20 protein-coding genes, 2 tRNA genes and 1 pseudogene are annotated in these 17,943 nt (G+C 73.7%); 12 read left to right on the top strand and 11 right to left on the bottom strand.

The genetic code is table 11. The features are described 5' to 3' along the window. Window positions 1-171: 171 nt before the first annotated feature. From Sri02f_RS28995 to Sri02f_RS28985, 3 genes and pseudogenes are all read right to left on the bottom strand, one after another. On the bottom strand, window positions 172-744 hold the full coding sequence (locus tag Sri02f_RS28995) for a TetR/AcrR family transcriptional regulator (RefSeq protein ID WP_069772659.1): 573 nt from the start codon (window positions 742-744) through the stop codon (window positions 172-174). Window positions 745-791: 47 nt separating this feature from the next. After that, window positions 792-1,549: pseudogene (locus Sri02f_RS28990) on the bottom strand (aldo/keto reductase); the annotation flags it as partial. Between the two features lie 84 nt (window positions 1,550-1,633). Next, a tRNA-Pro gene (locus Sri02f_RS28985) sits at window positions 1,634-1,707 on the bottom strand. A 101-nt stretch (window positions 1,708-1,808) separates the two neighbouring features. Between Sri02f_RS28985 and Sri02f_RS28980 the strand changes: the two genes are divergently transcribed. Together Sri02f_RS28980 and cobF are read left to right on the top strand one after the other, a co-directional pair. Next, entirely contained in the window at window positions 1,809-2,339 is a 531-nt protein-coding gene (locus Sri02f_RS28980) for a DUF309 domain-containing protein (protein WP_109004276.1), read from the top strand. A gap of 42 nt (window positions 2,340-2,381) precedes the next feature. Then, window positions 2,382-3,155 carry a precorrin-6A synthase (deacetylating) gene (gene cobF / locus Sri02f_RS28975; RefSeq protein WP_109004275.1) on the top strand — a complete coding sequence of 258 codons (774 nt, stop codon included), beginning with the start codon at window positions 2,382-2,384 and terminating at the stop codon, window positions 3,153-3,155. A 97-nt stretch (window positions 3,156-3,252) separates the two neighbouring features. Here the strand turns inward: cobF and Sri02f_RS28970 are convergent, their stop codons facing one another. After that, on the bottom strand, window positions 3,253-4,026 hold the full coding sequence (locus Sri02f_RS28970; RefSeq protein ID WP_109004274.1) for a sulfite exporter TauE/SafE family protein: 774 nt from the start codon (window positions 4,024-4,026) through the stop codon (window positions 3,253-3,255). A 104-nt stretch (window positions 4,027-4,130) separates the two neighbouring features. Further along, a complete protein-coding gene (locus Sri02f_RS28965; protein ID WP_109004273.1) occupies window positions 4,131-5,318 on the bottom strand; it encodes a thiolase family protein in 1,188 nt (395 codons plus the stop codon). 101 nt (window positions 5,319-5,419) lie between these two features. Between Sri02f_RS28965 and Sri02f_RS28960 the strand changes: the two genes are divergently transcribed. From Sri02f_RS28960 to Sri02f_RS28945, 4 genes are read left to right on the top strand one after another with little or no spacing between them, the layout of a single operon-like run. Then, complete coding sequence (locus Sri02f_RS28960) at window positions 5,420-6,220, top strand: alpha/beta hydrolase (protein WP_109004272.1); 801 nt, start codon at window positions 5,420-5,422, stop codon at window positions 6,218-6,220. Window positions 6,221-6,276: 56 nt separating this feature from the next. Then, complete coding sequence (locus Sri02f_RS28955; protein ID WP_109004371.1) at window positions 6,277-6,534, top strand: WhiB family transcriptional regulator; 258 nt, start codon at window positions 6,277-6,279, stop codon at window positions 6,532-6,534. Beyond that, a complete protein-coding gene (locus tag Sri02f_RS28950; protein WP_109004271.1) occupies window positions 6,531-7,013 on the top strand; it encodes a Dps family protein in 483 nt (160 codons plus the stop codon). Before Sri02f_RS28955 ends, Sri02f_RS28950 begins: the two co-directional genes overlap by 4 nt. A gap of 31 nt (window positions 7,014-7,044) precedes the next feature. Further along, a complete protein-coding gene (locus tag Sri02f_RS28945; protein WP_109004270.1) occupies window positions 7,045-7,377 on the top strand; it encodes a DUF3140 domain-containing protein in 333 nt (110 codons plus the stop codon). 116 nt (window positions 7,378-7,493) lie between these two features. Here the strand turns inward: Sri02f_RS28945 and Sri02f_RS28940 are convergent, their stop codons facing one another. Next, window positions 7,494-8,750 (bottom strand): amidohydrolase, encoded by a 1,257-nt coding sequence (locus Sri02f_RS28940; protein WP_109004269.1) that lies wholly within the window; start codon window positions 8,748-8,750, stop codon window positions 7,494-7,496. 101 nt (window positions 8,751-8,851) lie between these two features. After that, complete coding sequence (locus Sri02f_RS28935; protein ID WP_109004268.1) at window positions 8,852-9,721, bottom strand: Cof-type HAD-IIB family hydrolase; 870 nt, start codon at window positions 9,719-9,721, stop codon at window positions 8,852-8,854. Between the two features lie 122 nt (window positions 9,722-9,843). Between Sri02f_RS28935 and Sri02f_RS28930 the strand changes: the two genes are divergently transcribed. From Sri02f_RS28930 to murJ, 6 genes are all read left to right on the top strand, one after another. After that, a complete protein-coding gene (locus Sri02f_RS28930; RefSeq protein WP_174855720.1) occupies window positions 9,844-10,635 on the top strand; it encodes an SAM-dependent methyltransferase in 792 nt (263 codons plus the stop codon). Window positions 10,636-10,714: 79 nt separating this feature from the next. Further along, entirely contained in the window at window positions 10,715-12,118 is a 1,404-nt protein-coding gene (locus tag Sri02f_RS28925; protein WP_109004266.1) for a type I glutamate--ammonia ligase, read from the top strand. A 1-nt stretch (window position 12,119) separates the two neighbouring features. Beyond that, window positions 12,120-13,256 (top strand): amidohydrolase family protein, encoded by a 1,137-nt coding sequence (locus Sri02f_RS28920; protein WP_109004265.1) that lies wholly within the window; start codon window positions 12,120-12,122, stop codon window positions 13,254-13,256. 15 nt (window positions 13,257-13,271) lie between these two features. Further along, entirely contained in the window at window positions 13,272-13,811 is a 540-nt protein-coding gene (locus Sri02f_RS28915) for an NUDIX hydrolase family protein (RefSeq protein WP_107450828.1), read from the top strand. A 5-nt stretch (window positions 13,812-13,816) separates the two neighbouring features. Then, entirely contained in the window at window positions 13,817-14,284 is a 468-nt protein-coding gene (locus Sri02f_RS28910; RefSeq protein WP_245970847.1) for a (2Fe-2S) ferredoxin domain-containing protein, read from the top strand. Between the two features lie 117 nt (window positions 14,285-14,401). Continuing rightward, on the top strand, window positions 14,402-16,045 hold the full coding sequence (gene murJ, locus Sri02f_RS28905) for a murein biosynthesis integral membrane protein MurJ (protein WP_109004264.1): 1,644 nt from the start codon (window positions 14,402-14,404) through the stop codon (window positions 16,043-16,045). A 191-nt stretch (window positions 16,046-16,236) separates the two neighbouring features. On the opposite strand, the gene Sri02f_RS28900 is transcribed toward murJ, so the two are convergent. From Sri02f_RS28900 to Sri02f_RS28885, 4 genes are all read right to left on the bottom strand, one after another. Beyond that, a tRNA-Pro gene (locus tag Sri02f_RS28900) sits at window positions 16,237-16,313 on the bottom strand. Window positions 16,314-16,424: 111 nt separating this feature from the next. Further along, entirely contained in the window at window positions 16,425-16,784 is a 360-nt protein-coding gene (locus tag Sri02f_RS28895) for an MmcQ/YjbR family DNA-binding protein (RefSeq protein WP_174855719.1), read from the bottom strand. Window positions 16,785-16,814: 30 nt separating this feature from the next. Beyond that, window positions 16,815-17,336, bottom strand: a complete 522-nt coding sequence (locus Sri02f_RS28890; RefSeq protein WP_109004262.1) for a GNAT family N-acetyltransferase — start codon at window positions 17,334-17,336, stop codon at window positions 16,815-16,817. After that, complete coding sequence (locus Sri02f_RS28885) at window positions 17,333-17,920, bottom strand: helix-turn-helix domain-containing protein (RefSeq protein WP_109004261.1); 588 nt, start codon at window positions 17,918-17,920, stop codon at window positions 17,333-17,335. Before Sri02f_RS28885 ends, Sri02f_RS28890 begins: the two co-directional genes overlap by 4 nt. Between the last annotated feature and the right edge of the window lie 23 nt (window positions 17,921-17,943).

Below are 17,943 nucleotides of genomic sequence, written 5' to 3'. Positions count from 1 at the left end.
GAGAATGATACTGGCGTGTGTACGAACGTATCATCAACAGTACGCCACCAGGGCGCTGCGCGGCACCCCGCGCGGCGGGAAACGCGGGGGGCGCGCGGGGGACGCGGGAAACTCAGGGAACACGGAAAAACGCGGGAAACGCGGGAAACGCGGCGGACGAGCCGCCCGGCGTCAGGACGAGACGGCGTGCACGATCAGCGAGGCGAGCTGCTCGTACGCCTCCGCGTCGGTGAGCCCGGTGCGCGCCTTGAGCTCGCCCTGCTGGATCTGGCGCATGGTCGCGGCGGCCACCTCGCCGACGAACGCGGTGTGCACCTCGCGGAAGGCGCCGTCGGAGACGCCCTCGGCGATCAGCCGGCGCACCCGCTCGGCGGCCATCCGCGTGTTCGCCTCGTACACCTCGCGGGCGGGCGGGAAGTCCGCGACGTCCTGCAGGAACCGGCGCGAGAGCGGGCGCAGCTGCTCGGCGACGGCGCTCAGGTACACGCGCACCCGGTCGGAGGGGTCGACGGTCTGCCCCACCCGCTTCTCGACGGCCTCGGTCGCTCCGCGGAAGTAGTGCTTGACGGCCTCCACCACCAGCCCCTGCTTGCTGCGGGCCAGCTGGTAGAGGGTCGTCTTCGAGCAGCGCAGCCGCTCCGCGAGGTCGTCCAGCGTGAAGTCCGAGAACCCCTCCGCCGTCAGCAGCGCGACAAGTCGTTCCAGCAGCTCGGACTGTCGGGCGGTACGGCGGGGGGACGGCATGATCCCAGCCTAGCCTCCCCGGTTACCGCCCGGTCACCCCGCCGGACTCAGTGCGCGGCGTCCAGCCGGGCGCGCTGTTCCCCGGTCAGCTCCAGGTCGGCGGCGGCCAGTTCTCCTCCAGCTGTGCCACCGAGGACGCCCCGGCCAGCGGCACGATCGGCAGCTGCCCGCCCAACTGCCAGGCCAGCACGACCTGGTTGACGCTCGCGCCCGCCTCGCGGGCGACCTCGCGCAGCACGGCGAGCCGGGCCGGGGTGCCCGGGTGGTCGTAGTCCGGCGGCAGCGGCCGGTCCGTGCGGACGTACGCGCCTTTGAGCAACGGCGAGTACGCGACGAGGGTCAGGCCGGGCTCCGCCCGCAGATAGCCGCGCAGCTCCGGGCCGGCATGGCCGAGGCTGCCGTCGGGGAAGAGTCCGTCGGGGATGTCGGTGCGCGGACGCAGATGACTGTGCTGGTACTGGAGCACCTCGTACCCGGGCAGGCCGGCCGCGGCGGCCAGGGCGCGGGCCCGCTCCACCCGCCAGACGGCCTGGTTGCTCACCCCGAGCAGCCCGACCGTGCCCTCGGCGACCAGCTCGGCGAAGGCCTCGACGGTCTCCCGCTGCGGGACGGTGTGGTCGTCGATGTGCGCGTAGAGCAGATCCAGCCTCTCCACGCCGAGCCGCTCCCGGCTCCGTTCGGCGGCCTCCTGGATCACCTTCGCGGACAGACCCTCGGGGTTGTCGACGTAGTCGGTGCCGGGCGCGAGCGGCCGGGCGCCGAGCTTGGTCGCGACGACGATCTCGCCGCCGACGCCCCGGCTGCGCAGCTACTGAACCGGTCCCCGAGAACGGGTCAGGGCCGGTTTCGGATGCCTCCGAAACCGGCCCTGACCTACGACTGTCTCCAGTCGGGACGACAGGATTTGAACCTGCGACCCCTTGACCCCCAGTCAAGTGCGCTACCAAGCTGCGCCACGTCCCGGTGCGCTGTCCACGGCTGTTCGCCGTGTGATCGCGCGAACAGCACTTTACCCCACGCCGGGCGCTGCGCCGAAAGCGGCCCGGGCGCGGGACAATCGCCGTATGGACCGTTGGGGCAGCACAGGAGGCACGAACGGCGGCCGGAGCGCCGCCGGGCGGGACCGCGACGGCGAGGGGCGGGCGCGCAACGCCCGGCCGCGGGACGGGCTCGGACGGCCCCTGCCGTACGGCGCGGACGGGGTGGAGCGGCAGCCGGAGGGCGTCGTGCGCACCCCGCAGGACACGGTCGCCGAGGCGCAGGCCCTGCTGGACGCCGGGAAGCCGTTCCACGCGCACGAGGTCTTCGAGGACGCCTGGAAGTCGGGCCCCGACGGCGAGCGCGCCCTGTGGCGCGGGCTCGCCCAGCTCGCGGTGGGCCTCACGCACGCGGCCCGGGGCAACCTCGCGGGCGGGGCGCGGCTGCTGCGGCGCGGCGCCGCGGCCGTGCGGGAGTGGGCCGCGGCAAACGGCGAGGACCGGCCGTACGGGCTGGATCTCGCCGGGCTGGCGCGCTGGGCGCGGGAGCTGGCGGATTCGGTGGAGCGCACCGGCACGGCCGTGGACGCGAGGGCCGTGGCGCCGCGGCTGCGCTGACCCGGCCCCGCCGTCGAGAGCGGGGTACGGCAGACTCGTGGGGTGCGAAGGATTCATGTCATCGGTATCGGCGCGGGCGACCCCGACCAGCTGACCCTGCAGGCGGTGCGGGCGCTGCGCGACACGGACGTGTTCTTCGTCCTGGACAAGGGCGAGGTGAAGAGCGACCTGACGCGACTGCGCCACGACATGCTGGACACGCACCTGCCCCAGGGCGGCTACCGGGTGGTCGAGGCACGGGATCCGGAGCGCGACCGCCGGGCCGGGGGCGCGGCCTACTCCCCCGCCGTCGGCGACTGGCGCAGCGCCCGCGCCGACATCTACGAACGCCTGATCGCCGAGGAGCTCGGCGAGGACCAGCGCGGCGCGTTCCTGGTGTGGGGCGACCCCGCGCTGTACGACAGCACGCTGGGCATCCTCCAGGAGGTGCTGGCCCGGGGCGCGGTGGCCTTCGAGTACGACGTGGTCCCGGGCATCAGCAGTGTCTCGGCGCTCGTCGCCCGGCATCGCACGGGTCTGAACCGGGTCGCGCGGCCGGTGCAGATCACGACCGGCCGACGGCTCGCCGAGGGGTTCCCGGAGGGGGTCGACGACGTCGTGGTGATGCTCGACGCCCAGCAGACCTTCCGGCAGTACGCCGAGGACGACGTCGACATCTACTGGGGCGCCTACATCGGCACCCCGGACGAGATCCTCGTCTCGGGTCCGATCGCCGAGGCCGGACCCCGTATCGAGCGGCTGCGCGCCGAGGCCCGTGAGCGCAAGGGCTGGATCATGGACACCTATCTGCTGCGCCGCCACCCGGACCGGGAGTAGCACCCGAGCGGGCCGCGTCACGTGCGGGAACGGCGGGCCGGCGGCCGCACCTCGCGCCGCATACCGCCGCAGCAGCAGCCGCCTGGTCTTTGGCTCCTCAGCGCAGCAGGAGTTGCAGGCCGCCCACCACCGTCGCCGCGATCACCAACTGCTCGAATAGCCGCTGGTTGATGCGGTGCACGGCCCACTTGCCCAGCAGGGCGCCGGGGACGACGAACGCGACGAGTGCGAGGTCCAGGAGCAGCGAGTGGCCGTCGATCAGGCCGAGGCCCGCGCTGAACGGCACCTTGGCCACGTTGACGATCAGGAAGAAGAAGGCGGAGGTGCCGAGGAAGCCGAGTTTGCGGAAGCCGGCCGAGAGCAGATACAGCGACATGACCGGACCGCCCGCGTTGGCGACCATCGTGGTGAAGCCGCCGAGGACGCCGTAGGAGCGGGCCTTGATCCGGCCCGACCGGGTGGCCACGGCGTCCGGTTCGTCCGTCGCTTCGGCGGTGCGGCGCCGCCACACCGTGACACCCGCCATGAGCAGCAGGATCGCGCCGATGGACGTGCGCACGACGCCGTCGTCGGCCCACACCAGGAACACCGTGCCGAGGACCACGCCGGCCGCGACCGCCGGGAACAGCCGCCACAGCGTGGGCCAGTGGGCGTGCCGCCGGTAGGTGAGGACGGCCAGGACGTCGCCCGCGATCAGGAGCGGCAGCAGGACGCCCGTGGAGGCCCTGGCGGGCAGCACCGCCGCGAAGATCGCGAGGCTGACCGTGTTGGCGCCGCTGACGGCCGTCTTGGAGAAGCCGACCAGCAGGGCCGCGAGGGCGAGCGCGGCGAACCCCCAGCCGGTGATGTGCCACAACGTCATCATGTTCATGCGGAGGTAGATGCTACGCACATCCGCTCGCCGCCCCCAGACCCGTCTCGCCTGATGACCTGGCCGGGCCGGCGTCGGTGTCCGGCCGGGCGGAGCCGGTCCCGTCAGTGGCGTTCGACCAGGAGGGCGCTGCCCTGGCCGACGCCCACGCACATCGTGGCCAGGCCGCGTTCCGCTCCGGTGCGGCGCATGCGGTGCAGCAGGGTGGTGAGGATGCGGGCGCCCGAGCAGCCCAGCGGATGGCCCAGGGCGATCGCACCGCCGCTGGGGTTGATCCGGTCGGGGTCGATGCCGAGCTGGTCGACGCAGGCGAGCACCTGCGCGGCGAACGCCTCGTTGAACTCGGCCTCCTGGACGTCGTCGACGCTCCACTCGGCGCGGGCCAGCACCTTGCGGGTGGCGGGAACCGGCCCGATGCCCATCACGTCGGGGTGGACGCCGGCGGAGGCGCCCGCGACGTAGCGGCCCAGGGACTCCAGTCCCAGCTCGTTGAGCGCCTCCTCGCTGACGAGAAGCAGGCCCGCGGCGCCGTCGTTCATCGGGGAGGCGTTGCCCGCGGTGACCGTGCCGCCCTCCCGGAAGACGGGTTTGAGCCCCGCCAGCTTCTCGTAGGAGGTGTCCTCGCGGATGCCCTCGTCGGCGTCGACGACCACGCCGTCGGGACGCCGCACGGGCAGCAGTTCGTCGTCGAAGTGGCCGTCCTTGCGGGCGAGCGCGGCCAGCCGGTGACTGCGCAGGGCGAACGCGTCCTGGCGTTCGCGCGCGATGCCGTAGCGTGCGGCGACCTCCTCGGCCGTCTCCCCCATCGCGAGCAGGCCGTGCAGGTCCTTCATCGCGGGGTTGACCAGCCGCCAGCCGAGCCGGGTGTCGACGGTCTCCACGCGGTGCGGGAGGGCCTCGTCGGGGCGGGCCAGCACGAAGGGGGCACGGCTCATCGACTCGGAGCCGCCCGCGAGCACGATGTCGGCCTCGCCCGCGGCGATGGTGCGGGCCGCGGTCGTGACGGCCTCCAGTCCGGAGGCGCACAGCCGGTTCACGGTGGCGCCGGGCACGGTCTCGGGCAGGCCCGCGAGGAGGGCGGCCATGCGGGCGACGTTGCGGTTGTCCTCGCCGGCCTGGTTGGCGGCGCCCCAGTAGACGTCGTCGATGCGGGCCGGGTCGAGCGCGGGCACGTCGGCGACCAGACCCCGGATGACGGTCGCGGCGAGGTCGTCGGGCCGGACGGAGGACAGGGCTCCGCGCAGTCTTCCGACGGGGGTGCGGCGGGCGGCCGCGAAGTGGACGGGACGCACGAGCGGACTCCTTGATTAGCACTGCTAGTTTTGGACTATAGACCCCGGCCCGACCCCCTGGGAAGATCCTCGGAGAGTTCGCCGACCCAGCTGGAGGCGCGATGCCCCGACACGTCCTCACCGGGACCCGCGGCGCGATCGCCGTGCTGGAGCGGTCCGGCCCGCGCCCGCGCTACCTCGCCCTCCTGGTGCACGGCTACGGCGAGCACTCCGGCCGCTACGCCGAACTCGCCGGCGTCCTCGCCGGGCACGGCGCGGCCGTGTACGCGCCCGACCACGCGGGGCACGGCAGATCGGCCGGCGAGCGCGTGGTGGTCGAGGACTTCGAGGACGTGGTCGACGACGTGCACCGCGCGGCCGAACTGGCCCGCTCCGCCCGCCCCGGCCTCCCCCTGGTCGTGATCGGGCACTCGATGGGCGGCCTGATCGCGGCCCGGTACGCCCAGCGCCACGGCGACCGGCTCGCCGCACTCGTGCTGTCCGGACCGGTGATCGGCCTCTGGGAGCTGCCCGGCAGGCTGCTCGCGCACGAGGAGATCCCGGACGTTCCCGTCAGCCCGGCCGCCCTCTCCCGCGACCCGGCGGTCGGGGCGGCCTACGCGGCGGATCCGCTGGTCTGGCACGGGCCGATGAAGCGGCCGACGCTGGAGGCCTTCGTGCGGACCCTGGCGACCGTCGCCGAGGAGGGGGACGTCGGCCCGCTGCCCGTGCTGTGGCTGCACGGCGAGGACGACCGACTGGTCCCGCCGGCCGGCAGCCGCCTCGGCGTGGAGCGACTGGCCGCGGGCGCCCACACCGAGCGGATCTACCCGGGCGCCCGGCACGAGGTCTTCCAGGAGACGAACAGGGCCGAGGTGTTCGCGGACGTGACGCGGTTCCTGGACGGTGTCGTCCCGTCCTGAGACGGAAAGGGCAAACCCCCTGTTTGCAGCGGTTCGCCCGGGGCACCCGCGCCCTCATGGAGTGGTTGCGCGCTGCCGCCTGCGTGGGCGAGGACCCCGAGATGTTCTTCCCCGTGGGCACGACCGGGCCGGCGCTGCGGGAGGCCGCCGAGGCCAAACGCGTGTGCGCCCGGTGCCGGGTCAGCGCCGCCTGTCTGTCCTATGCCCTGGACACCGCACAGACGTCGGGGGTGTGGGGCGGCACCGGCGAGGACGATCGCGCGGAACTGCTCCGTGCCGCCAGGCATGACGCGAAGAGGAGGAGTCCCGTATGACTGTCGTGAAGAGCCCGCTGCCCGAACCCGCCCGCCAGGTCACCTTCGACGCGTTGCAGACCACCCTCGTGGACCTTCTGGGCCTCTCCCTGATCGGGAAGCAGGCGCACTGGAACATCGTGGGCCCGCGCTTCCGCTCGATCCACCTCCAGCTGGACGAGGTCGTCACCACGGCCCGTGGCTTCGCGGACACGGTCGCCGAGCGCGCCGCGGCGCTGGGGCTGCCGCCGGACGGCCGCCCCGAGACGATCGCCTCGGCCTTCACCCTGCCCTCCCCCAAGGACGGCTGGCTGCGCGACGAGGACGTCGTCCGGGTGATCGCGGAGACCCTGGGGGCGGCCATCTCCCGGCTGCGCGAGCGCATCTCGGCGACCGACGAGGCCGACCCGGTCACCCAGGACCTGCTGATCGCCATCACCGCCGAGCTGGAGAAGCAGCGCTGGATGTTCGAGGCGGAGAACTGGCCGCAGGAGAAGTGAGGCGCCCGGACCGAACGGGAGAGAGGCCTGCATGACCGACGCCCTGGAACTGGACGCGCTGTGGGAGGACTTCCACCGCGCCGTGAACATGACCTCGCAGGAGCTGGCCGCCTGGCTGCGGGTGCGCGACGCCGACGAGAACGCGGAGCCGCTGCCCGAGCAGGCGGGCAGCCCGACCGGGCAGCATGTCCTCGCGATCCTGCAGAAGCGGCGCACCGACCTGACCGACGAGGACGTCCAGGTCATGTACCGGGTCGTGGACACCGTCGCCGAGCAGGCGGCCACGGAGAACGAGCCCGAGGCGCAGGAGACGCGCCGCCGCCACCGCCTGATGACGATCGGGCACGATCCGCTCAGGCCGTAGCCCCGGTCGCTCGGGCCGTCCGTCCCGGCCTCTCGGGCCGCGGGCCCGGTCGCCGCTCGGGCGTGGTCGCCCGGGCCGGGGCCCGGGTTCCGCCGCCGGCGCCGCCCCGCGGCGCCTCAGCCGGCGAGCCGGGACAGCGCCGCCGACACCAGTGTGCGCACGCCCGGGCCCAGCACCGACAGGTCCGGTGCGAACAACGGGCTGTGGTTTCCCGGCACCGCGGCCACCTTCTCCTTCAGATCCTCCCCCGGCGCCGTCTCCCAGACGGCCGCCGGGGTCGAGGTCACATACCAGTAGTCGTACGGCACACCCCGCGGGGCCAGGAGGGAGAAGTCCTCGCTGCCCACCGCCTGGCCGAAGTCGAACACCGTTCCCGGGCCGAAGAGTTCACCGTGGACGGCGGCGATCTCACCGTCCAGCGAAGCGTCGTTGACGGTGTTCGGACAGCCGGGGAGCACGGTCACGTCCGGCGGCAGCGGACAGCCGGCGGCCGCGCACTCCGCCTCCACCACCCGCCGGATCGCGGCGAAGACGCGCTCGCGCACCCGGACGTCCTGGGTGCGCACGTTGAGCCCGAGCCGCGCCTCGGCGGGGATGATGTTGGACGTCGTGCCGGCGTGGAAGCGCCCCACGGTGAGCACCACGGCCTCGTTCGCCGCGACCTCGCGCGAGACGACGGTCTGCAGCCGGGTCACGATGTACGCGGCCGTCACGACCGGATCGACGGTCGACTCGGGCCGCGAACCGTGCCCGCCCACGCCGTGCACGACGACGTCGACGTCGTCCGAGGCGGACAGGGTCAGTCCGGGAGTGTGCGGGTAGAACCCGGCGAGCCCCGGCGCCACATGCTGGCCGAACAGCACGTCGGGACGGGGGAAACGGTCGTGGATCCCGTCCGCCACCATCGCCGCCGCGCCGCCCCCGGCCTCCTCGGCGGGCTGGCCGACCACGACGAGCGTCCCCGACCACGTCTCGCGGGCGGCGGCGAGCGCCTCCGCGGCGGCCGCCAGCCACGTCACGTGCAGATCGTGGCCGCAGGCGTGCATCACGCCGTCGACGCCCGAGGCGTAGGACAGGCCGGTCGCCTCGCGCACCGGCAGCGCGTCCATGTCGCCGCGCAGCCACACCACCGGCCCCTCCCCGTTCACGAGGACCCCGACGACGCCCGTTCGCGCCACGCCGTCGGTCACCTCGTACCCGGCCGCGCGCAGCCGCCCGGCGAGCTTCGCGGCGGTGCGGTGCTCCCGGAAGGACAGCTCCGGATGGCGGTGCAGGTCCTGGTAGAAGTCCGCCAGGTCACCGGGCGGTTCCCCGGGGTCGAGCCCCGGGGTGATCTCCCGGGTCAGACGGGCGACGACGGCCGCTCGACGCATGGCGCTCCCCTCTCCTGCACTGCCTGAAGCCTAGGGCCGGACGGCCGGACGGACGGTGTGGCGGGGTGCGGGGCGCGGGGCGCGGTCTGCGGCCGTCCGGGTCAGAGCCCGGCCACCGGCAGGCCGAGCAGGCGGACGACGGTGCGCAGCACGCCGTTGTCGTTGTTGGACGGGGCCAGATGACGGGCCCGGCGGACGACCTCCGGGTGGGCGCCCGTCATGGCGAAGGACCACTCGGCGGCGTCCAGCATCTCCAGGTCGTTGAGGTAGTCGCCGAAGACCATGGTCTGCGCGGGCGTGATGCCCAGCTCCCGCTGGAGCCGGCGCAGGGCCGCGCCCTTGTGGGCGGTGCGGTTCATGACGTCGACCCAGTGCTCGCCGGAGACCACGACCTGGTGGGTGTGCGCGAAGGACGCCAGCGCCGGGGCGGTGCGCTCCTCGGCGGACCCGAAGTCGAACAGGGCGACCTTGACGATCTCGTCGTCGACGGCGGCGACGTCCCCGACGACCTGGTGGCGGACGTAGTACCTGGCCACCTCGGCCAGGAAGGGCTCGTCGGACCGCTCGACGTACGCCGACCGCTTGCCGCAGACGACGACGCCCATGTCGACGCCGTCGGCCGTGAGCCGCCGCGCCTGCGCCACCACCCGCGCGACGACGTCCGGGTCCAGCGGGTCGGAGCTCAGCTCCTCGCCGTCGCGCACCACGTAGGCGCCGTTCTCCGCGATGAACACCATGCCCTCGGCCACCTCGGCGAACTCCCGGGCCAGGGACGCGTACTGGCGTCCGCTCGCCGGGCTGAACAGCACGCCGCGCTCGCGCAGCCGCTCCAGCACCTCCCACAGCCCCGCCGGGATCCGCTTGTCGTCGTCGAGCAGGGTGCCGTCCATGTCGGTGACGACCAGGCGTATGTCGGCGGCGGCGGCCGGCGGCTCGGGAGCGGTCGGACCGGGGACGTGGGTGTAGGGCATGTCGTGCTTCCTGTACGGGATCAGCGGTTTTTCACCCTACCGGGGACAGCGGTGATCATCCGGCGGCACAATGACGGCCTGGGGCCCGCGACAGGGGCCGGGACGTGGGAAGGGGCGGTCACGTGAGCGGGCCGGCACGGCTGGACACCAGCGTGGCGCACAACGCGCGGGTGTGGAACTACTGGATCGGCGGCAAGGACAACTACGAGGTCGACCGCGGGGTCGGCGAACACGTCGCGGGGATGTTCCCGCTCATCCGGGACATCGCCCGCGCGGACCGCTGGTTCCTCGGGCAGGCGGTCCGCCACCTCGCCGAGGAGCGCGGGGTGCGGCAGTTCCTCGACATCGGCACCGGCCTGCCGACGGCCGACAACACCCACGAGATCGCGCAGCGCGTCGCGCCCGACGCGCGGATCGTCTACGTCGACAACGATCCCATCGTGCTGGCGCACGCGCGCACCCTGCTGACCGGCACGCCCGAGGGCGTCACCGACTACATCGACGCCGATGTGCACGACCCGGCCGCGATCCTCGAACGCGCCGCCAGCACCCTGGACTTCACCCGCCCGGTCGCGGTGATGATGCTGGGCATCCTGAACTTCGTCCTGGACGTGGAGGCGGCGCGGGACATCGTCCGCAAGGTCATGGCCGACGTCCCCTCCGGGAGCTTCCTGGTCCTGACGCATCCCACCCACGACGGTGAGGTGGGCGGCGAGGGCCAGATCCCGGCGATGAAGTTCTGGAACGAGAACGCCAAACCGCCGATCACCGCCCGCAGCGGCGCGGAGATCGCCGCGTTCTTCGACGGCCTGGAGCTGCTGGAGCCGGGCCTGGTGTCGTGCTCACGCTGGCGCGGGGAGGCCGACTCCCTCGCGGTGGTGCCGCAGTACGGCGCGGTGGCCGTGAAACCCTGACACACGTCCGGCACGCGCTCCCGCCCGCCCGGCCCCGCCGGGTTCCGGGGCGCTCTGATCGCACCGCTGTGGAGGACGTATGACCACCCTCGCCGATCCCGTCCCGGGCGGGCGTCCCGGAGACGTCGAGCGGGCGGGCGCGCTGTCCGGGGAGCTGACCGGGAGAGGCGTCCACGGAGTCGTCCTGGCCTACGTCGACACCGCGGGCATCGGCAGGGTGAAGACGGTCCCCACGTCCGCCCTGGCCTCGGCGGCGGCCTGGGGCGTCGGCATGTCGCCGGTGTTCGACACGTTCCTCGCGAACGACGCCGTCGTCGCCACGGACGTGCTGGGCTCCCCCGACGGCGACCTGCGCCTCTACCCCGACCTGGACCGGCTGACGGTCCTGGCGGGCCAGCCGGGCTGGGCCTGGGCTCCGGTCGACCGCGTCACCCAGGACGGCGGACGGCATCCCGGATGCTCCCGCACCTTCCTGCGGCACGTCGTCGCGGACGCGGCCCGCGCGCACGGGCTGCGCTTCAAGGCGGCCTTCGAGATCGAGTGGGCGGTCGGCCTGGACTCCGCGCCCGGCGGGGAGTTCGTCCCGGCCACCACGGGCCCGGCGTACGGCGCGGCCCGGCAGATCGAGCTGAGCGAGTACACCGCCGAGCTGCTGGCCGCGTGCGCGGCACAGGGCGTCGGCGTCGAGCAGATCCATCCCGAGTACGCGCCCGGCCAGTTCGAGATCTCGGTGGGCGCCCTCGACCCGGTGGCGGCGGCCGACCGCAGCGTGCTCGTCCGCCAGACGATCCGCGCGGTGGCCCTGCGGCACGGCCTGCGGGTCTCCTTCTCCCCCGCGGTCCTCGCCCGAGGCGTCGGCAACGGCGGGCACGTCCATCTGTCCGCCTGGCGCGAGGGCGTGAACCTGCACACGGGCGGCGAGCGACGGCACGGCATGACCGCCGACGCGGAGGCCTTCGCGGCGGGCGTCCTGGCCCGGCTGCCGGCTCTCACCGCGGTCACCGCGCCCAGCCCGGCGAGCTATCTGCGCCTCAAGCCCTCCCAGTGGGCGGGGGTGTTCACCGCCTGGGGCCTGGAGACCCGCGAGTGCGCGCTGCGTCTGGTGCGGGGCACCGCGGGCCGGCGCACGGAGCAGGCGAACCTGGAGGTCAAGCCGGTCGACCTGGCCGCCAACCCCTATCTCGCCCTCGGCTGTCTGATCGCCGCGGGGCTGGCCGGCCTGACGTCGGGCGCCGCCCTGCCGGAGGAGACGCGGGGGGACCCGGTGCGGCTGGACGCCGAGGAGGCCGCCGCCCGGAGCGTGCGGCGGCTGCCGGCCTCCCTGGCCGAGGCGGTCGCCGCCTTCCGCGGGGACGAGGTGCTGCGGGCCGCGCTCGGGCCGGTCCTCGCCGACGCGGTGACCGCCGTGCGGCAGGGCGAGATCGACGCCGTCGACGGCCTCGACGACGAGCAGGTGGCGGCGGCCTACCGCTGGAAGTACTGACATGGCCGGCGGATCGGTCCACGAGGCGCTGGCCGGGCTGGAGCTGGTGGACCACCACTGCCACGGCGTCGTCGTCGATCCCCTGGACCGGCCCGGGTTCGAGGCCCTGCTCACCGAGGGCGACTCCTGGCCCGGCGTGTCGACCTTCGACACCCCGGTGGGTGTGGCCGTGCGCCGGCACTGCGCGCCCCTGCTGGACCTGGAACGGCACGCCCCCGCCGACGTCTATCTCGCCCGGCGCGCCGAGCTGGGCCCCGCGGAGGTGAACCGGCGGTTCCTCACGGCCGCCCGCACCGGGGTGTTCTGCGTCGACACCGGGTTCGCCCCGCACCGCGTCACGACCGTGGCGGAGCTCGCCGGGACCGCGGGCACGGCGGTCGGCCACGAGGTCGTCCGGCTGGAGTCGGTCGCCGAGGCCGTCGCCGCGCGGGGCGTCGACGCCGGCGGATACGCCGACGCGTTCCGGGCGGCCGCGCTGGACGCGGTCCGGCGGCCCGGGGTGATCGCGGTGAAGTCGGTGGCCGCGTACCGCACGGGATTCCAGCTCGACCCGGCCCGGCCCGCGGACCAGGAGGTCGCCCGGGCCGCACGGCGCTGGCTGGCGCGCGGCGGACGGCTGGACGAGCCGGTGCTGGTGCGGCACCTGCTGTGGACCGCCGTCGACCTCGGGCTGCCGCTGCAGCTGCACACCGGCTTCGGCGACCACGACATCCGCCTGCACCGGGTGGACCCCACGCATCTCACGGACTGGCTGCACCTCACGGCGGGCACGATCCCGGTGCTGCTCCTGCACTGCTGGCCCTACCAACGGCAGGCCGGTTTCCTGGCCGCGGTGTTCGAGCAGGTGTATCTGGACGTGGGGCTCACCCTGCACCACGTCGGTCCCGTGCGCGCGCGGGCGGTCCTGGAGGAGGCGCTGGAGATCACACCGTTCCGCAAACTGCTGTACAGCTCCGACGCCTATGGTCTGGCCGAGTTCTACGGGCTCGGCGCACTGGCGTTCCGCAGGGGACTGGGCGAGCTGCTCCAGGACCGGGTGGACGCCGACGAGCTGAGCCTGCCCGACGCGCTGCGCCTGGCCAGCTGGGCCGCAGCCGACAACGCCCGCCGGGTCTACCGGCTTCCCGACGGACACTGAAAGTATGATCGAACAATGTCTGACTTGACCGAAACCACTCCGGGTTGGCTGAGCGCCGACGAGCTCGAGATGGCGCGCGCCCGTATGCCGATCCTCTACGTCGAGGCCGTGCCGGTGCGCGTCGACGACAGCGGCGAAGTCACCAGCGTCGGCCTGCTGTTGCGGATCGGGCCGGACGGCAACGTCAACCGGACCCTCGTCTCCGGCCGCGTCCTGCACCACGAACGCGTCCGGGACGCCCTGCTGCGCCACCTGGAGAAGGACCTCGGACCGGTGGCGTTGCCCCGAGTGCCGACCTCGCTCCAGCCGTTCACGGTGGCCGAGTACTTCCCCACGCAGGGCATCACGCCGTACCACGATCCCCGCCAGCACGCGGTGTCGCTGGCCTACATCGTGCCGGTGACCGGCGACTGCCGGCCCCGGCAGGACGCGCTGGACCTGGTGTGGTTCAGCCCGCAGGAGGCCGCGTCGCTCGCGGTGCAGAGCGAGATGCCCGGCGGGCACGGCTTCCTGCTGCGCCAGGCCCTGGCCCACGTGGGCCTCTCGGCCTCCTGAACGGCATGGGCGACCGGCAGACCGGCCGGCGGGGCGAACGCGTCGCGTTGCCGTCGCAGCGCACGGCCGTCGGGCGGGCGGCGATCGGCGCGGCCGCCCGACGGCCCTGCACCCTGGTCGTGTGCCGGGGCTGCTGCTGCGGCGTCGCACGCAAGCACCCCGGCTTCGACCACGCCTGGCAGCTGGAGCGGCTGCGCGCGGCCGCGGCGGCGTCGGGCGGCGGCTTCCAGGTCCGTACGACGGACTGCCTCGGCCCCTGCGACCAGGCGAACGTGGTGGTCGTGCAGCCCTCCGCCGAAGGACGCCGGGCCGGCGGCCGGCCCACCTGGGTCGGCTTCGCCATGGACGACGACTGCACTCAGGAGATCGTGGCCTGGGCGACGGCGGGCGGCCCGGGCCTCGCGGCCCCGCCGGCCACGCTGGAACTGCAGTTCATCAGCCCGCCCCGAGAGGGCCGCGTCCGCCGCCGGTGACGACGCCCGCCTGCGCGGCGGTGACGCCCATGCGGTTCGGTGAGCGACTCCGACGGCCAACAAGCGTTGCTGGCAGCAGAGTTCGAAGATCCGATCTTGATGGCATAGGTTGGCCCGATGGGGGCCACGACACGACCGCAGATCGAGGAACGCACGGCACGCAAGGGCGGGGCGGTCCGTTCCTCGGCGCTGATGGCGCTGGGCACGGTCGCGTCCCGGGCGACCGGGCTGATCCGTCAGGTGCTCCAGGCCGCCGCCCTGGGCACCGGCCTGCTGGCCACCACCTACAACACGGCCAACACCGTGCCCACCAGTCTGTACACCCTGCTGATCGGCGGTGCGCTCAACGCCGTGCTGGTACCGCAGTTGGTGCGGGCGAGGGCCACGCACCCCGACGGCGGCCGGGCGTACGAGCAGCGGCTCGTGACCCTCGTCGTGTCCGTCCTCGCGGTCGGGACCGCGCTGGCGGTGTGGGCGGCCCCGCTGATCGTCTCGCTGTACATGCGCGACACCCCGCAGACCCACGAGGCGTACCGGCTCACCGTGGTCTTCGCCCGGTTCCTGCTCCCGCAGATCTTCTTCTACGGCCTGTTCAACATCTACGGCCAGGTCCTCAACGCCCGTGAGCGGTTCGGCGCGATGATGTGGACGCCGGTCCTCAACAACGCCGTCCTGCTGGGCATGTTCGGCGTCTATCTGGGTCTGATGACCGTGCCGGAGCGGGTGGAGGACATCACCGCCGCCCAGGTCCGGCTGCTGGGCGTCGGCACGACGGCCGGCATCGCGGTGCAGGCCCTCGCGCTGGTCCCGTTCGCGCGGGCCTCCGGGTTCCGGCTGCGGCCGCGGTTCGACTGGCGCGGCTCCGGCCTGGGGTCCGGCGTCCACGCGGCCAAGTGGACGCTGCTGCTGGTGCTGACCAACCTCGTCTCGCTCACGGTGGTCACCAACTACGCCAACGCGGTCGACCAGAAGCTGCCGGACGCCGGCGCGGGCTACACGGCGTACACGTATGCGCAGACCATCTGGATGCTGCCGCAGTCGGTGGTCACCGTGTCCCTGGTGACCGCGCTGCTGCCCCGAATGAGCCGCGCCGTGGCACAGGGGCGGATCGCGGACGTGCGGGCCGACCTGTCGCGCGGGCTGCGGGTGAGCGGGGCCGTCATCGTCCCGGCCGCGTTCCTCTTCCTCGCCCTCGGCCCGCGCATCTCCGCCCTGCTCTTCGCGCACGGCGCGGCCGACGCGGCCTCGGCGCAGCCGCTCGGGCACATGCTCCAGGCGTTCGGCCTCGGCCTGATCCCGTTCTCCGCGCAATACCTCCTGTTGCGCGGCTTCTACGCGTTCGAGGACACCCGCACCCCGTTCTTCATGGCGGTCTGGATCGCGGCGGTGAACATCGCCCTGGCCACCGCGTGCCATCTGCTGCTGCCCGACCGCTGGTCGGTGACGGGCATGGCCGGGGCCTACACCGTCTCCTATCTGGCGGGCCTCGCCCTGACCGCCCGGGTGCTGCGCCGACGGACCGGAGGCCGGCTGGACGACGGCGCGTTGCGCCGCACCTACACCAAGCTGCTCGGCGCGGCGGGCCTGGCCGGGGCCGCGGGATGGGCGGCCGACCGGGCCTGCGCGGCCCGGCTCGGCGGCGGCACCCTCCCGGACTCCGCCTCCCTCGCCGCGGGCGTCCTCACCCTCTGCCTGGTCTACCTCGCCGTGGCACGGCTGACGAAGGTGGAAGAGCTGCGCGAGCTGCGCAGGCTGCGCTGACCGACCCGCTGGATCCGCGCTCGGACGGACGCCCGGGTCGGTAGGCCGACGCACCGCGGCGACTGCCTGCCGGACGGCTCGTCGCATCATCGACTCGTCGACATGTCGTCGCTCGGCTCCTCGGCGACGCGAACACGACGAAGGCCGTTTCCCCATTACTGTGGAAACGGCCCTCCGACCTGCGATGAAGCTGGTCGGGACGACAGGATTTGAACCTGCGACCCCTTGACCCCCAGTCAAGTGCGCTACCAAGCTGCGCCACGTCCCGGTGCCTGTCTGACCTGGGGTTTCCCCTGGCCGAGCACGCAGGGAAACAATACCGCACTCGGGTCGATGGTCGCGCACCCGTTTCTCGCCGCTCCGGGCTGCCGGGACGCCGTCACTCCCCCGGGGGCCGCCCCAGGTCCGGATGCGCCTCCAGCAGGTGGGGCGGGGCCGCCTGCCGCCAGGAGTCGGCGAGGATGTCCCGCAGTTCGTCCTCGTCCTCCAGGGCGGACAGCCGGGCCCGCACCCAGGCGAACGGGGCCTCGTGGACGGCGATCCAGAACTTGCCGGGCTCGGCGAGCGCCAGCTCGTCGCGTTCTTCCTTGGGGCAGCGCACGGCCAGGGAGGTCTCCTCCTCTGGCAGGGTGGCGAACATCTTCCCCGCGACCCGGAAGGTGGGCATGCTCCAGGCGGTCTTCTCCGTGGTGTCCGGCAGGGACAGGGCGATACGGCGTACGTCTTCGGCGTCCGGCATGCTTCGCACGGTAGCGGCTGCCACTGACAGTCACCCGGCGGCGATGCGCCGGTAGTACAGGGTGGTCGGGCGGAGCGTCCCGGCGGGGTCGGCCGCGTAGTCGGGGATCACGCCGGCCCGGGTCCAGCCGGCGGTGCGGTAGAGGTGTTCGGCGGGGCTGTCGGTCTCGGTGTCCAGGTGCAGCAGGGTGACGCCCGCGGCCGCGGCGGCCCGCTCGGCCGTGGTGAGCAGGGCCCGGCCGAGACCCCGCCCGCGGGCGTCCCGGTGGACCATCAGCTTGACGAGTTCGGCGCGATGGCGGCTGTTGGGCTTGTCGGGGAAGGCCAGGCCGACGCTTCCCACGACCCGGTCGCCGTCCCGGGCCGCCCAGACGGCGAGCCGCCCCGCGGCCACCCCGGCGGCGCGGCCGTGCCACCAGTCGACGGCCCCGGCCCGGTCGAGGGAGGCGAGGAAGCCGACCGAGGCTCCGCCGTGCACCGTGTCGAGCAGCAGGTCGGCCAACCCCTCGACGCACGCGAGGAGTCCAGGGGCATCCAGACGGACCGTCGTCATGGCAGCACCACCGCCAGCACGTACCGCGTCGGCGCGTCGCCCGAGCACCGGAAGCGGGTCGGCCCCCACACCCGCAGCCGCAGGCAGTCCCCGGCCTCGAGGCGCCGCTCGGCCTTCTCCGCCGTCACGTCGAGGGCGCCCTCCAACACCCAGATGTGCTGTTCCAGGCCCGCCACGGGCGGCCGGTCGTAGGCGATGTCGGCGCCCACGGCGAGCCGTCCCTCGACCAGTTCGCCGCGCAGCGCGGGGTGCGGAGGCGACACGGAGCGGCGGACGAACCCGGAGGCCCGGTCCTGCCAGACGGGCTGCTCGCCGGCGCGCACCAGCGGCGCGGGCTCCGCCTCGACCTCGCCGAGCAGCCGGGACATGGTCCGCCCGTAGGCGTGGCACAGCCGGTTCAGGAGGGAGGCCGTCGGACTGATCTCCGCCCGCTCGGCGCGCGACAGGGTGGACCGGCTGATCCCGGTGCGCTGCGCCAACTCCCCGAGCGACCAGCCGTGTTCGGTCCGCAGGTCGGCCAGGCGGGCGGCCAGCCGCGCGTCGACGTCGTCCGGCGGCTCGGCCGACTCCGCTTCGTGTCTCATATCCGGGAGGCTATCCCGGATAT

It is taken from the genome of Streptomyces rishiriensis (assembly GCF_003112535.1).
GTDB classification, from domain to species: domain Bacteria; phylum Actinomycetota; class Actinomycetes; order Streptomycetales; family Streptomycetaceae; genus Streptomyces; species Streptomyces rishiriensis.
This window is presented reverse-complemented; position numbering and strand designations above follow the sequence as displayed.